A 14,442-nucleotide genomic window follows, 5' to 3' on the forward strand; every position below is an offset into this window, starting at 1 on the left:
ATGAGGGACATTAGCGTATTCCGTTTATCAGGGCATGCAGCTCAATCAAAATCAATCGCATGCAGCTGGCTGCCGTGGCGCTTCAGCCAGGCTTTCGCCTCGTCCATGTCGGGGCAGAGTTTGCGGCAGAGCGCCCAGAAGCGCGGGCCGTGGTTCATTTCGCGCAAATGCGCGACTTCGTGGGCGGCGAGGTAATCGATGACCAAGGGCGGCGCCATGACGATGCGCCAGGAGAAGCTCAGGTTCCCTTGCGAGGAGCAGGAGCCCCAGCGGCTGCGGGTATCCTTCATGGTGATGGACGTGACGCTGGCGCGGATGGCCTTGGCGTGGACAGCCACGAGCTTTTCCAGATCGGCGCGGGCCTCTTTCTTCAGGAAAGTGGCGATGCGGCGGCCGGCATGTTCCGGCATGCCGCTGACGCGCAGCACCGGAACGCCCTCGACGACGATGGCTTCGGTGAGGCCTCGCAAGGTTCCGGTGTGCTCGATCCGGTGGCGCACGCCGCGCAGGAGGATTTCGCTGCCGCCGCGCAGGCTGTTGTCGACGGAGAATTTCGCGAGCTTGGTCAGCAGCCAACCCTGATGCCTATCGAGGAAAGCATTGACCTCGCGTGCCGCGAGGCCACGCGGGATGGTCATCTTCAGCGATCGCCCGCCAGGCTCGATCCGGAGCGTGATGCGGGTGGCGCGCTCGTGCTGGCGGATCGTCAGGGGCATCAACCGGCCGGCGACATCGAGCGTGCGCGTTTCCGGCGCAGGCGGCTTGGCCAGCGGTTTGCGGGATCTGGAGAGCAGCGGAAACATGAGGCAGTTTTATATGATTCGTGGGGATTTCTGGCAAAGAAAAACCGGCATCGCTCGATGCCGGTTTTGACCTCGTGACGGAACTCCCGTCACGGCGTCTGGAATTCGGTCGGCGAGCCGCCATTGTCATTGCGCTTGACGCTGTTGCGCTCACGCATGAAGCGGTCGAATTCTTCCTGATCCTTGGCACGGCGCAGTTCGCGAGCGTAAGCATCGAATTCGGCGCGCATTTCGTCCAGCTTGCGGCGCTCCTGTTCGAGGCGCTCAAGCTCTGCCCGGCGCCAGTCGTCGAAGGCGACGTTGCCGGTGGAGGAATAGGAATGGCGATGACGATTGCGATAGCGTCCGCAGCCAGCAAACATGCCGTCGGTCCTTTCGTTCACATCCCGTTTGAATTCTCGCAAACGTTCCCCGAAGAGAATATAGGCGAGCATGGCGAAGCCAAGCGGCCAGAAGACCACGAAGCCAAGCACCATCAGGGCAATAGTAGCCGGAGTCCAATCCGGGCGAAGCAATGCAGATTGGTTCATTGTCAGGTATCCTCGCACGGCGCATCGCCCCTCGACCGACACCGGTCAATGGTCAGGCTTCTGCGCGGTTTTTAAAGCTCTACCTGCATCTCAGCGCGTTCCAAGGACGCGCGGCGCGGTAAACGGCCCGATCATCTCTGCGGTACCGCTAGAATCGAGATGGTAACCTGTTCGTGAGGCTTCAATGGGATCGCCTGGGGGAATCGGACAAGTGCTTGAATCGACTCGGATAATTCAACAAAAGCTAATAGTTTGCACAGCAGGGCAGTTCGGCTCATCAACAAGTTCCGAACTACCCTATCTATTTGATTTTACTTGTATCAGGCGGATTTCCCGCCCTTGATGACCCGCTTGACCACCGACCGGCCCGTGCGGGCATGTTCGCGGGTAAAGGCCAGGATGCGCGGCGCGATTTCGCGGCGGAAACGCGAACCGTTGAAGACGCCGTAGTGGCCGACATCCGGCTGCAGGTAGTGCATGCGCATGTGGTCGGGGATATTGGTGCAGATGGTCTGCGCCGCATGCGTCTGTCCGACGCCGGAAATATCGTCGTTTTCGCCTTCGACGGTCAGAAGCGCGACGTTGCGAATAGCTGAGGGATCGACGCGCTCGCCGCGATGCATCAACTCGCCCTTTGGCAGCGCATGCTTCATGAAGACCTGATCGACCGTCTGCAGATAGAATTCCGCCGTCAGATCCATGACCGCCAGATATTCGTCGTAGAAATCGCGATGCTTCTCGGCGGGCTCGCCGTCATTCTTGACGAGGTGCACGAAGAAGTCCTTGTGCGCGATCATGTGGCGGTCGAGGTTCATCGACATGAAGCCGGAAAGCTGAAGGAAGCCGGGATAGACAGGCCGCATGAAGCCCGGCTGCGGCCAGGGCACGTTCATGACGACATTGTCGGCAAACCATTCCAGCGGCTTTTCCTTGGCAAGCTGGTTGACCGCCGTCGGATTGATGCGCGTATCGATCGGGCCGCCCATCAGTGTCATGGATGAGGGCGCCAGGCGATCGCCCGCCGCTTCCATGACGGCAGCTGCCGCGAGAACCGGAACGGATGGCTGGCAGACGGCGACGACATGCGTATCCGGCCCGAGGTGGTGCAGCATCTCAATGACGTAATCGATATAGTCGTCGAGATCGAAGGTGCCTTCGGTCATCGGCACCATGCGGGCATCGATCCAATCGGTGATGTAGACATCGGCGCCCGGCAGCAGGGCTTCCACGGTGCCGCGCAGCAGCGTCGCATAATGGCCCGACATCGGCGCGACGATCAGGATGCGCGGATCGGCGCTGTGGCCGGCGGGCAGGCTGCGCTCGAAATGGATGAGATTGCAGAAGGGCTTCTTCCAGACGATCTTTTCGTGAACCGAGACCGGTTTGCCGTCGATCACCGTCTCCGGAAGGCCGAATTCCGGCTTGCCATAGCGCCGGGTGGTGCGCTCGAAAACTTCGAGACTGGCCGTCAAGGTGCGGCCGAATACCGTATGCGAAAGGGGATTAAGGGGATTGGCATAGGCCAGGCGCATCATGTCCGCCGCGGCGCGAAAGGGTGCGAGAGCGGCGTGATTGAGTTCGTAAAACTGATAAAACATGGGGGCTTTACCTTTCGTGATGCGAGGGCATTCGGCCGCGCAGATCACCTAAATCATTGAAGCGCACGCGCCTTGCGTGTCGCTGCCTTCACTGCGGCGCTCCTCCGGTCGCGCTGTGCAGCAGGATAATGACGGCTCCTCGGGCGCGATCATTATCCTTCCTATAATCCAACCTAGCAGTTTTTGCTGCAGAGCAACATAACTACAATTGGTTCTTATCGATAAAAAACGCCGGAGAATCGCTTCCCCGGCATCAAGAATGATCTCAAAAGGTTAAAGTTCCTGAGCTTCGCACGCCTTACGCGTCGGCCAGGAAGGTCTGGCGTTGCGTGCCCAAGCCTTCTATGCCCAGCTCAACGACATCGCCCGGCTTCAGGAACTGCGGCGGCTTCATGCCCATGCCGACGCCCGGAGGCGTGCCGGTGGAGAGGACGTCGCCGGGATGCAGCGACATGAACTGGCTGAGATAAGAAACGAGGTGAGCAACGCCATAGACCATGGTCCTGGTCGAGCCGTTCTGCATCATCTTGCCGTTGACCTTCAGCCACATGCCGAGATTTTGCGGATCGGCAATCTCATCCTTGGTGACCAGCCAGGGGCCGATCGGGCCGAAGGTGTCGCAGGACTTGCCCTTGGTCCATTGTCCAGAGCGCTCGGTCTGGAAGGCACGCTCGGAGACGTCGTGGGAAACGCAGTAACCGGCGACATAATCAAGCGCGTCGGCTTCGCTGACATATTTCGCCGTCTTGCCGATAACGACGCCAAGCTCGACTTCCCAGTCGGTCTTTTCCGAGCCGCGCGGGATCAGCACATTGTCGTTCGGGCCGACGATGGCCGAGCTTGCCTTCATGAAAATGATCGGCTCCGGCGGCACGGTCGCGCCGGTTTCGGCGGCATGATCAGAGAAGTTCAGGCCGATGCAGATGAACTTGCCGGTGCCCGCAACGCAGGCGCCGAGGCGGCCTTCCGGCAATTCAGGCAGGCTTTTCGGATCGAGGGCTGCGATCTTCGCAAGACCTGCCGGCGAAATGGCCTCGCCGCCGATATCGGCGACATGGGCGGAGAGATCGCGGATCTTGCCGTCGCTATCCAGAAGCGCCGGCTTTTCCTTACCGACTTCGCCAACACGCAACAGTTTCATGGACTTTCCTTCCCTGCATCTTCAAAGACGAGATTACTCTTACGATAAAATTGCTGGCACCATATATGAACGAGTTATTCACCAGTGTCACCAATCGATTTTGAGGAGCCTAGCACGGCTCGGCTCTTCGCGCCGGAAAAACAGCTTTTCTAGTTCGGGGATAATGACCTGGCGATTTCGACGATGACATCGAAAGCCATATCGATGTCATCAGCCGTCGCCTCAAACTGGCCGGCCTGAAAGCGGATGACCAACCTGCCGCCAACGCGGGTCTGCGTCAGATAGATGCGGCCATCATTGTTGATGGCATTGAGTAGCCCCTGGGTGTGGCTTTCCTGATCGATACCCTCGGGCGCCTTGTGATCGAAGGAAAACAGCGATAGGAACGGTTCGGTGACGATTTCGAAATCGGGCTCGGCGGCGAGACGCTTAGCCAGATTCTGCGACCAGGACACATGATTTCGGATCATCGTCCGCAATCCTTCCAGGCCGTGATAGCGCAACAGGAACCAAAGTTTGAGCGCGCGGAAGCGGCGCCCAAGCGGCACCGACCATTCCGAGTAATTGATGATACCGTCATGGCCGTGCGTGCGCAGATATTCGGGCTGGATCGCCAGCGTGCGGACCAGCGTCTCCGGCTCGCGCACGAACTGAACAGAGCAATCGAACTGCGCGCCGAGCCATTTATGCGGGTTGAAGACGACGGAATCGGCCTGCTCTACGCCGTGCCAGAGGGTGCGGAACTCCGGGCAGATCATTGCCGAACCCGCCCAGGCTGCATCGACATGGACGTAGAGCCCATGCGCATGGGCCACCTTAACGACAGCGGCGATATCATCGCAAGCACCGACGCTGGTGCCACCGACGCAGGCGATGACGCCGGCCGGCAGCAAACCAGCAGCGCGATCACGCTCGATCGCATCGGCAAGTGCTTTTGGATCCATGGCTTTGTTGGGACCACCAGAGGGAATCCGCACCAGATTTTCCTGCCCGACCCCGGCAATCCAGATGGCGCGGTCTATGGACGTATGGACCTGATCGGTCGAATAGATGCGCACCGCTTTGTTGGTCGCCAGTCCGCTTTTGTTGCCCTGCCAGTCCAGCGCTCTTTCGCGCATGACCAGAACGGCAGCAAGCGTTGCTGTCGAGGCGGAATCCTGAATGACGCCAGTGAAGCTCTCCGGCAGACCGAGGGCCTGCCGCAGCCAATCGACAACTTTCGTTTCAAGCTCGGTGGCGGAAGGTGACGTCTGCCAGAGCATGCATTGAGCGGCGATGGCGCTGACCAGATATTCGGCAACCACCGAGACGGGAGCGGCGTTGGCTGGGAAATAGGCAAAGAAGCGTGGGTGCTGCCAGTGCGTCATGCCGGGCACCAGGATATCCTCGAAATCTTTGAAGATATCCTCCATGGCTTCGCCCGATTCCGGTGGAGAATCAGCTATATGCGCCGATATTTCGCCCGGCGCCATCTTCGCCCGGACCGGCCTGTCACGAAGCGACGCGCGGTAATCCGCGCCCCAATGTGCCGCTTTCTCCGACCACTGCCGGAACTCTTCCCAGTTCATGACGATCCTCCCTGATCCATCGAACGAGGGGACCTTAGACCGGTTTTGGAACTCGGTCGAGTATCAGAACAGCTCGTCCAGCGCCGGTCCGAGCGGCACGATACCGGTGGGATTGAGCGTCGAAATCGAGTAGTATCCGCGCTTGATATGATCGAAATTCACCGTTTCGGCAACACCCGGCCAATCGAGCATCCGGCGACAGAAGGACTGGAGATTGGCATAGTCCGACAGCCGGCGGAGATTGCATTTGAACAGGCCGTGATAGGCGACGTCGAAACGGACGAGCGTGACGAAGAGCCTGATATCGCTTTCGCTGGGATGACCGGTGAAGAGAAAGTCCTTGCCCTCTAATTCCGTCTCGACCTGATCGAGGCAATCGAAGACCTCATTGAAGGCCTCTTCATAAGCAGTCTGCGTCGTTGCAAAGCCGGCGCGGTAGACGCCGTTGTTGAGCGCGGGATAGATCCGGGCATTGAAGCTGTCGATTTCGTCCCGCTTGCCGGCCGGATAGAGATCGATCTCGTTGCGGGCAAGATCGCCGAAACCGTCATTCAGCATGCGCAGGATATCGGAGGACTCGTTGTTGACGATCGTGCCATTCTGCTTGTCCCATAGGACTGGCACCGTGGCGCGGCCGGTAAAGTGAGGATCGGCCTTCGTGTAGATCTCATGCATATAGGTAGCGCCGTTTATAGGGTCGTTTGTCGCGCCGGGATAATCGCCGAACCGCCAGCCCTGATTGGAGAGCGCCGGCTCGACCACGGAAACCGAAATAGCCTCTTCCAGCCCCTTCAGCTTGCGGCCGATCAGGGTACGCGACGCCCAGGGGCAGATCAGCGCGACGTAGAGATGATAGCGGCCAGCTTCCGCCTTGAAACCGCCCTCGCCCGTCGGCCCCGGCCGGCCATCCGGCGTCACCCAGTTGCGGAAGCTCGAAATCTGGCGAACGAAACCGCCCTTCTCATCCTTGGCTTGGACAGGCTGCCAATCCTCAGTCCATTTTCCGTTTACCAGCAAGACTCTATCTCCGCGTCGCACACGTTCCTATCGACGCTCAGCATAGCGAAACAGAATTTCACCGGAATAACGCAAACTTGAAACAGACTGTCTACCTGGCGAATGCAGATGCCTCTATGTATCAAACAACGCGTTTGCGAACAGGTTTATCGGAGAAATCCCATGGCAAAATCCGTTTCCCACGTCAGGACCGACCATGCCAGTCGCTATCTCCAGCAGCTCTGCAAGCATTGGAGCCATCGCTTCAGCGTGGAATTCGATGCGGCTGTCGGCAAGGTGCCGTTCAGCGCGGAAACTTTCCTCGATCTGGCAGCCGAGCCCGGCACCCTCGTCATGACGCTGACGGTCGAAAAGCCCGAAGACCTTGAGCGCATGCAGAACGTCGTTGCCGACCACCTCAAGCGCTTCGCCTTCCGCGAGGAGCTTGACGTGAGCTGGACTGCTCCAGTTTAAGTTTCCGTCCCATTTCATAACCAGCCAACGGCCAGCTTCGACCGCCCACGGCCAATCATCTCCAAGGAAAGAAGCCCTCATGACATCAAGCAACAGCCGCGAATCCCAATATCCGATCGATAAGCTCTTTCTCGACCGCTGGTCGCCGCGCGCCTATTCCAACGAGGCGATGCCGGAAGCAGACCTGCTGACCATTCTGGAAGCAGCGCATTGGGCACCTTCCGCCTCGAACCTGCAGCCCTGGCGCTTCCTCTATGCGCTGCGCGGCTCGGAACATTGGGATCGGTTTTTGAGCGTCCTGATCGACTTCAATCAAGGTTGGGTGAAATCCGCCGGCGCGCTGCTTTTCGTCATTTCCCGCACCCACAGCGGCGAGTTCGGCTCGGCCGAACAGAAGCCGAGCTACAGCCATTCCTTCGACGCCGGAACGGCCTGGGGTTTCCTGGCGATCCAGGCACATTTAGCCGGCTATGAAGCTCATGGCATGACTGGCTTCCACGTCGAAAAGTCCTATGAAGTCCTCGGCATTCCGGATGGCTTCCGCGTCGAAGCGGCCGTCGCGATTGGCAAGATTGGTGACAAGAACCAGCTTCCGGAAAAGCTGCGCGAGCGCGAGGTGCCGAGCCAGCGCAAACCACTTTCAGAACTTGCTTTCAACGGTACCTTCATCGCCAAGTAACCGATGAAAAGAAAAGGGCCCGCCGAAACATCCGGCGGGCCCTTTTTGCATGTGATGTAAACGATCAGATGTCGAGATTGGCAACGCTCAGCGCGTTATCCTGAATGAATTCGCGCCGCGGCTCAACCTCATCGCCCATAAGCCGGGCAAACAGGCCGTCGGCATCGGTCGCATCCGTGACTTTCACCTGCAGCAGCGAGCGCACGTTCGGATCGAGGGTCGTTTCCCAGAGCTGCTCGGCATTCATCTCGCCAAGACCTTTATAGCGCTGCAGCGTCAGCCCCTTGCGGCCGCCGGCAAAGATCGTGTCCAGTAGCTGGCGGGGACCGGAAATCTCCGTCTCGCCATCGCGGCGAACAAGCTTCGGCGGTGTGACATAGACTTCCTTCAGCCGCGAGCCGAGCTGGTCGATGAGGCGGGCATCCTGTGAACCGATGAGCGCCATGTCGAGGAAGACGACTTCCTTGACGCCGCGCACGGTGCGCTCGAAGCGCAGGCCGCCCTCGCCCGTTACGGCACCGCTCCAACCGCGTTCGGTTTCCTCGGCGATGACGTCGAGCCGCTTGGCAACGTCGTTGGCGAGCGCTTCCGCCCGCGTGGGATCGCTGACCATTTCGGCGTTGAGGGCCCCTGCAATAGCAGCCTGTTCGACCACGGCGCGATTGTAGCGGGAATGCAGATTATCGATCAGCGTGCGCAGGCGCAGCGCATCATAGATCGCTTCGCGCAGATCCTGGCCGGTACGGACTTCGCCGTTGCCGAGGCGCAGGCTGGTATCTTCGGTGCCCTGGCCAATGAGATACTCTTCCAGCGCCTTCTCATCCTTGACATATTGCACCGACTTGCCGCGCGTCACCTTATAGAGCGGCGGCTGGGCGATGTAGAGATGGCCGCGCTCGATGAGATCGGGCATCTGCCGGAAGAAGAAGGTCAGCAGCAGTGTGCGAATATGCGCGCCGTCGACATCTGCGTCCGTCATGATGATGATCTTGTGATAGCGCAGCTTTTCGGCGTTGAATTCGTCCTTGCCGATGCCGGTGCCGAGTGCGGTAATCAGTGTACCGATTTCCTGGCTCGACAGCATCTTGTCAAAGCGGGCACGCTCGACGTTCAGGATCTTGCCGCGCAGCGGCAGGATGGCCTGGTTTTCGCGCGAGCGGCCCTGCTTGGCCGAACCGCCTGCCGAGTCACCCTCGACGAGGAAGACTTCGGATTTGGCGGGATCGCGCTCGGAGCAGTCGGCAAGCTTGCCGGGCAACGAGGCAATATCCAGTGCGCCCTTGCGGCGTGTCAGTTCGCGCGCCTTGCGGGCTGCTTCGCGGGCGGCTGCGGCTTCCACGACCTTGCCGACCAGAACCTTGGCTTCGGAGGGATGTTCTTCGAGCCACGTGCTAAGGGCTTCGTTGACCAGGCTTTCCACGACCGGACGAACCTCGGAGGAAACCAGCTTGTCCTTGGTCTGCGAGGAGAACTTCGGATCGGGAACCTTAACCGACAGCACGGCGGTCAGGCCTTCACGGCAGTCGTCGCCCGTCAGCGTCACCTTCTCCTTCTTGGTGATGCCAGACGAATCGGCATAGGAGGTGATCTGACGCGTGAGAGCCGCGCGGAAGCCGGCCATATGGGTGCCGCCGTCGCGTTGCGGAATGTTGTTGGTGAAGCAGAGCACGTTTTCGTGGTAGCTGTCGTTCCACCACATCGCCACTTCGACAGTGATGCCGTCCTTCTCGCTGCGGATCGATACCGGCTTCTGGACGAGCGGCTTCTTGGCGCGATCGAGATAGGAGACGAAGGCTTCCAGGCCGCCGTCATAGAGCATTTCTTCCTGCTTGACGTCGGAATGCCGCTTGTCGGTCAAGAGAATGCGGACGCCGGAATTGAGGAAAGCGAGTTCGCGCAGGCGATGCTCCAGCGTTCCGTAATCGAATTCCGTCATGGTGAAGGTTTCGGCACTCGGCATGAAGCTGACTTCGGTGCCGGTGGCTTCACCGGCATCGCCTGTTACCTTCAGCGGCGCGTCGGCAACACCGTGGGTAAAGCTCATCTCATGGATCTTGCCTTGGCGGCGGATCTTCAGGCGCAGCCAGACGGAAAGCGCGTTGACGACCGAAACACCGACGCCGTGCAGGCCGCCGGAGACTTTATAGGAATTCTGGTCGAACTTGCCGCCGGCATGCAGCTGGGTCATGATAACTTCAGCCGCCGAAACACCTTCGCCGCTGTGAATATCCGTCGGGATGCCGCGGCCATTGTCCGTCACGGTGACGGAGCCGTCGGGATTGAGCGTCACCGTTACGATATCGGCATGGCCGGCCAGGGCTTCGTCAATTGCGTTGTCGACGACCTCATAAACCATGTGATGCAGGCCCGAGCCGTCATCCGTGTCACCGATATACATGCCCGGACGCTTGCGCACGGCATCAAGGCCTTTCAAAACCTTGATGCTATCTGCACCATATTCGGCATTGCCGCCATTATCGGTAATATCGGTCATTTTATTGAAGTCTTTCCAGCGTTTAGAGAATATCGCCGATCCCTTGCGAATCAGCGGTTTTTCCTAGCCTGAATATAGGATGTTTCACCCTGAAGTTCCAAACGGAAGGCCCCGAAATCAGGTATAAAACAGGGGATTAAGGCGGTTTTCAGCCGGTTTTTCCGGCATTTTCCAGAACCTTTGACAGTTCGCGGATCGTTGCCGCGTCAAGGTTGCGGATCTTGCCGGCTAAGTGGTTGACAAAGGCCGTATATTCCGGTGCAAGCCCAGAGGTATCGACGACAACGCGCGGGTCGGAAAATCGCGCGAGCAGGAACAATTCCTCGGCCTCGTCCCAGATGATGTTGAAATAGCCGGCGATGCGCTGCAGGAGATCGAAGGTCGGCAGACCGCGCTTTCCGTGTTCTAAGGCGGATAAATAAGCCGGAGTCACGTTCAGCGCAGCCGCCATCTGCTTCTGCGAGACGCCCTTGCGCAGGCGCAGCTTGCGAACCGCTTCGCCGAACGGGGTCAAGGCTTCTCCCCTTTCAGGCGCGACAGGCGAATATAGAGCGCACCTTCGCCGCCATGATGCTGCGCTGCCGTCTCGTAGGAAGAAATCAGGAACCGAAATTCAGGTTTGGAGAACCAGAGCGGCACGGCACGCTTCAGCGCCCCCTCGCTGCCCATGGAGCTGCCCTTACCTGTTATGACGAGTACATGGCGCAGGCCGCGGCTATGGGCGCGCATCAGGAAATCCAGAAGCATGCCGTGGGCCTCGCTCTGGAAGAGGCCGTGAAGGTCGATCCTCGCCTCCAGCGCCAGATGACCCCTCGCGATCTTGCGTTTGACGGGACGTTCGAGCGGATGATGACGACCGGCGGGCTGCTTGGCCGGCGCCGGGGCTTCCTGCGTTTCAGCCGAGGGAGATACGGGTTTCGTCTTTGCAGCCCGGGTGCGTTCCTCGCTTTCGGCTTCTGCCTGCAGTGCGGCTTCGAAGGCCTCGATATCAGCCACGCGTCCTGGCATAGGGCGCGTGCTCTTGGCGACCTTACCCCAGAGGATGCGATCCTCCGCGCTGAGCTTTCGTTCCTTGTCCTTCCGTTCCGGGGCCATCAGCCGAACCTCTGCGCCGCCGCCTTCGGAATGAGTATATAAAAATCGGCATCGTTGCGCACGGTGCCGGCCAGCTCGCCTGCATCGTAGCCCGAACCGGTAAAGATATCCCCGCGCGCCGGCCCGACGATAGCGGAACCCGTATCGAGCGCCAGCATCAGCCGGGCGAAGGGCTTGCCGGCATCGAGATGGGTCAGTCTTTCAGACCGGATGAAGAAGGGAAAACCGAAAGTGTGAATGAGCCGGTCGACCGCAAGAGAACGGCCAGCCAGCAGCGGCACCTTCGCCGCTGCAATCGGCCCGAGAGCGGGATCGCTGACATCGGCCTCACGGAAGAAAATATAGGACCGATTGTGCCAGAGGACTTCATCGACCTGCTCCGGATGTGCGTAGAGCCAGTCGCGGATCGTCTGCATGGAGATCGTCGTGCGATCCAGCAGCCCACGGTCGATCAGCAAACGCCCGACGGCCGAGAAGGGATGACCGGCCTTGGCGGCATAGGTGATGCGGCCCAGGCGCCCGTCCGGATAGCGCAGACGCGCCGCGCCCTGTACATGCACGAAGAAGACGTCGACCTTGGATTTCGCCCAGGCGATTTCCAGCCCCTTGCCCTCGAGATAGCCCCGATCGATCTCGCCGCGCTCTGGATAGGTGGAGATTATCCCGTTTCGCAGCCGTCCGAACATGTAGGATGGGTCAAGTTGCGCGGGTCGATTGCTGTCATCCAGATCGATCAAATCGTCCGGGCGGCGATAGAATGGATAGCGGTAGGTTTCTGTCAGCTCGGCCGAGACTTCTATTTCCGGCTCGAAGAAGGCGGTCACGAAGCCGGTCGCACCGCCATCCCGGCGAATGAAGAAGGGCTGGCAGTGCTTCTCGAAAAAAGCACGGGCTTCTGCCGCATTGCGCGGTTCCTTCCCTTCTGCGGCATCGAGGAGCGTCAGGAGATCGTCGGCCGTCAGTCCCACCGCACCCGTGCGATAGGGCTTCACATCGCGGATGTGAGTGCGACAGTCCTTCATGGCGCGAAAAAGGCTGGAAGGATCGTCCTCCTCCCAGCCCTTCAGATTGGCGAAGGTTACCGGCTCCAGCCTGAATTCCTGCGATGGGCTCGTCATTGTTCCGATTCGGTCGCCACGAGTTTCCAGTTCGGATCGCGCGAACGTGTGTCGCGGGCAAAGGTCCAGAGGTCGCTGATCTCGGCAACAGCTTCAGCATCGCCATCGATCAAGGTGCCAGCTTTGTCGTAGGTGGCAGAGATCATCTGGCTGATGATGCGCATGGTGATCAGGGCATCCGTGCCTTTCACTTCGGCGGTGACGATATCGGCCTTGTCGATGCCGACGAAGGTCGATTTGACCTTTTCACCCTTGGCTTCGCGATCGGCGATGGCGGCATCGAAGCCCTCATAGACCTCACGCGACAGCAGTCCCTTCAGCGACTTGCGATCGCCCTCGGCAAAGGCCATGACGATCATCTCATAGGCCATGCGGGCACCGTTGACGAATTCCTTCGGATTAAAGGAAGGATCGGCTTTGCTCACTTCGCGCAGCGAATCATTAAGCGGCGTGCCGGCCGGGGTGAAGGCATCGATGGCGGCAAAACGGTCTTCCTCTTCGGTGCCATCGCGCCGCGGCAAGGTCACCACCTTGCCGGCATCCGGCGGCGTAGGGCCGTTTACCGGATCTGCGGAGCCATAGAGATCGCGCGGCGGCTTCTCATTTCCTGTGCGGCGGCCAAGAACGCTGCGCAGCTGAAAGAAGATCAGCACCGCCGCCACCAGGAAAAAGATCGTCACAAAGTCGTTTGCACCCATCTCGTATCGGAACCACCGTTAAAATTAAAAGATCAGTCCCCATATAGTCCGCATCGATCTATCATTCAAATAGCGGCCCGGTTTCTTTATTATATGCGAGAAACCAACGCTTACGCGAAGAAACCCGCTCTCAGGACCACCGTAACATGCGCCTATCACTTCTTCCTATCGTCGTTTTTCTGATGCCTCTGGCTGAAATCGCCGGATTCATCGTCGTCGGAAAGATGATCGGCGTCTGGGCGACACTGGGGCTCGTCATCCTCAGCGTATTACTCGGTGCCGCTCTCTTGAGGATACAGGGCATCGGTATTCTTCAGCGCATCTCGGCCGAAAGCCGCAACGGCGGCGATCCCGGCCGCGAGATGGTGCATGGCGCCATGATCGTCGTTGCCGCCTTCTTCCTGATGCTGCCCGGCTTCATCTCCGATATCATCGGCTTGCTGCTTTTCATCCCGGCCGTACGTGATCTCGCCTGGCAGGTTTTGCGCAAGCGCATCGTCGTCGTCGGCAATTCGCGGGCGTTCCGCCGCGGGCAAAGCCCGGGCGCCGGACCGCAAGGCCGGCCGAACAAACCTGGAAACGTCGTCGATCTCGACGAAGGCGATTTCCATCGGGAGCCGAACCGCAACTCGCCCTGGTCGGATCAAAAGCGGCTGGAAGACTAGACAACGGCCTCCGGAGCGCCGGAGCCATAAGGGTTGTAAGCCCCTTTTCTAAATGCTAGATGGCGACACCCATCGAGACGTGAGAGGACACCCCCATGGCCAACGAGACCAACGGCAACGGTGCAGCCAGCCCGAGCCTCAGCATCCTTGCTCAGTACACCAAGGATCTTTCCTTCGAAAATCCGGGTGCTCCGCGCTCGCTCCAGGCCCGGGAAAATGCTCCCGACATCAATATCAATGTGAACGTCAACGCCAACCCGCTGTCGGATTCCGATTTCGACGTGGTCCTGACGCTGAGTGCCGAAGCCAAGGATGGCGAGCGCGTTCTCTTCCACACCGAGCTGGTTTATGGCGGCGTCTTCCGCGTGACCGGCTTCCCGCAGGAGCACATGCTGCCGCTGCTCTTCATCGAATGCCCGCGCCTGCTGTTCCCCTTCGCACGCCAGATCATCGCCGACGTCACGCGCAATGGCGGCTTCCCGCCGCTGATGATCGACCCGATCGATTTTGCGCAGATGTTCACGCAGCGCATGGCCGAAGAACAGGCCCGCGCTCAGGTTTCGGCTGTTCCGAACTAAGATTT

General features: G+C 59.5%; 15 protein-coding genes. 4 read left to right on the forward strand and 11 right to left on the reverse strand.

The features are described from left to right. Positions 1-41: 41 nt before the first annotated feature. The 6 genes from AC13QY_RS29555 to AC13QY_RS29580 form a co-directional block, all read right to left on the reverse strand. On the reverse strand, positions 42-803 hold the full coding sequence (locus AC13QY_RS29555) for a YgjP family zinc-dependent metalloprotease (protein WP_113501440.1): 762 nt from the start codon (positions 801-803) through the stop codon (positions 42-44). 89 nt (positions 804-892) lie between these two features. Continuing rightward, positions 893-1,333 (reverse strand): DUF2852 domain-containing protein, encoded by a 441-nt coding sequence (locus AC13QY_RS29560; protein ID WP_069613926.1) that lies wholly within the window; start codon positions 1,331-1,333, stop codon positions 893-895. A gap of 320 nt (positions 1,334-1,653) precedes the next feature. Beyond that, on the reverse strand, positions 1,654-2,931 hold the full coding sequence (gene phaZ, locus AC13QY_RS29565; protein WP_113333417.1) for a polyhydroxyalkanoate depolymerase: 1,278 nt from the start codon (positions 2,929-2,931) through the stop codon (positions 1,654-1,656). 298 nt (positions 2,932-3,229) lie between these two features. Beyond that, the gene (locus tag AC13QY_RS29570) at positions 3,230-4,072 is read right to left on the reverse strand and encodes a fumarylacetoacetate hydrolase family protein (RefSeq protein WP_113501441.1); all 843 of its coding nucleotides are present in this window, start codon (positions 4,070-4,072) and stop codon (positions 3,230-3,232) included. Positions 4,073-4,221: 149 nt separating this feature from the next. Beyond that, a complete protein-coding gene (locus AC13QY_RS29575; RefSeq protein WP_113501442.1) occupies positions 4,222-5,640 on the reverse strand; it encodes a pyridoxal-dependent decarboxylase in 1,419 nt (472 codons plus the stop codon). 63 nt (positions 5,641-5,703) lie between these two features. Continuing rightward, positions 5,704-6,657: a glutathione S-transferase family protein gene (locus AC13QY_RS29580; protein ID WP_113333420.1), complete on the reverse strand. Its 954-nt coding sequence runs from the start codon at positions 6,655-6,657 to the stop codon at positions 5,704-5,706. Positions 6,658-6,819: 162 nt separating this feature from the next. On the opposite strand from AC13QY_RS29580, the gene AC13QY_RS29585 reads away from it, so the two are divergent. Then, positions 6,820-7,110 (forward strand): DUF2218 domain-containing protein, encoded by a 291-nt coding sequence (locus AC13QY_RS29585; protein WP_113333421.1) that lies wholly within the window; start codon positions 6,820-6,822, stop codon positions 7,108-7,110. 79 nt (positions 7,111-7,189) lie between these two features. Next, on the forward strand, positions 7,190-7,789 hold the full coding sequence (locus AC13QY_RS29590; protein ID WP_113333422.1) for a nitroreductase family protein: 600 nt from the start codon (positions 7,190-7,192) through the stop codon (positions 7,787-7,789). A 64-nt stretch (positions 7,790-7,853) separates the two neighbouring features. Here AC13QY_RS29590 and gyrB read toward each other — a convergent pair whose 3' ends face one another. The 5 genes from gyrB to AC13QY_RS29615 form a co-directional block, all read right to left on the reverse strand. Next, positions 7,854-10,283 carry a DNA topoisomerase (ATP-hydrolyzing) subunit B gene (gene gyrB, locus AC13QY_RS29595; protein WP_113501443.1) on the reverse strand — a complete coding sequence of 810 codons (2,430 nt, stop codon included), beginning with the start codon at positions 10,281-10,283 and terminating at the stop codon, positions 7,854-7,856. A 148-nt stretch (positions 10,284-10,431) separates the two neighbouring features. Then, positions 10,432-10,797, reverse strand: coding sequence for a helix-turn-helix domain-containing protein (locus tag AC13QY_RS29600; protein WP_113333424.1), 366 nt, complete (start codon positions 10,795-10,797; stop codon positions 10,432-10,434). Continuing rightward, positions 10,794-11,378: a Smr/MutS family protein gene (locus AC13QY_RS29605; protein WP_113352861.1), complete on the reverse strand. Its 585-nt coding sequence runs from the start codon at positions 11,376-11,378 to the stop codon at positions 10,794-10,796. The genes AC13QY_RS29600 and AC13QY_RS29605 overlap by 4 nt, the downstream gene beginning before the upstream one ends. Continuing rightward, positions 11,378-12,496 carry a murein transglycosylase A gene (mltA, locus tag AC13QY_RS29610; RefSeq protein WP_113501444.1) on the reverse strand — a complete coding sequence of 373 codons (1,119 nt, stop codon included), beginning with the start codon at positions 12,494-12,496 and terminating at the stop codon, positions 11,378-11,380. Before mltA ends, AC13QY_RS29605 begins: the two co-directional genes overlap by 1 nt. Continuing rightward, on the reverse strand, positions 12,493-13,194 hold the full coding sequence (locus tag AC13QY_RS29615; RefSeq protein WP_113333427.1) for a Tim44/TimA family putative adaptor protein: 702 nt from the start codon (positions 13,192-13,194) through the stop codon (positions 12,493-12,495). The genes mltA and AC13QY_RS29615 overlap by 4 nt, the downstream gene beginning before the upstream one ends. Before the next feature lie 146 nt (positions 13,195-13,340). Between AC13QY_RS29615 and AC13QY_RS29620 the strand changes: the two genes are divergently transcribed. Then, complete coding sequence (locus AC13QY_RS29620) at positions 13,341-13,859, forward strand: FxsA family protein (protein ID WP_113333428.1); 519 nt, start codon at positions 13,341-13,343, stop codon at positions 13,857-13,859. A gap of 95 nt (positions 13,860-13,954) precedes the next feature. Further along, the gene (gene secB / locus AC13QY_RS29625) at positions 13,955-14,437 is read left to right on the forward strand and encodes a protein-export chaperone SecB (RefSeq protein WP_069613913.1); all 483 of its coding nucleotides are present in this window, start codon (positions 13,955-13,957) and stop codon (positions 14,435-14,437) included. The last annotated feature ends 5 nt before the right edge of the window (positions 14,438-14,442 follow it).

The sequence above is a fragment of the Martinezella sp. CNPSo 3795 genome, assembly GCF_057784475.1.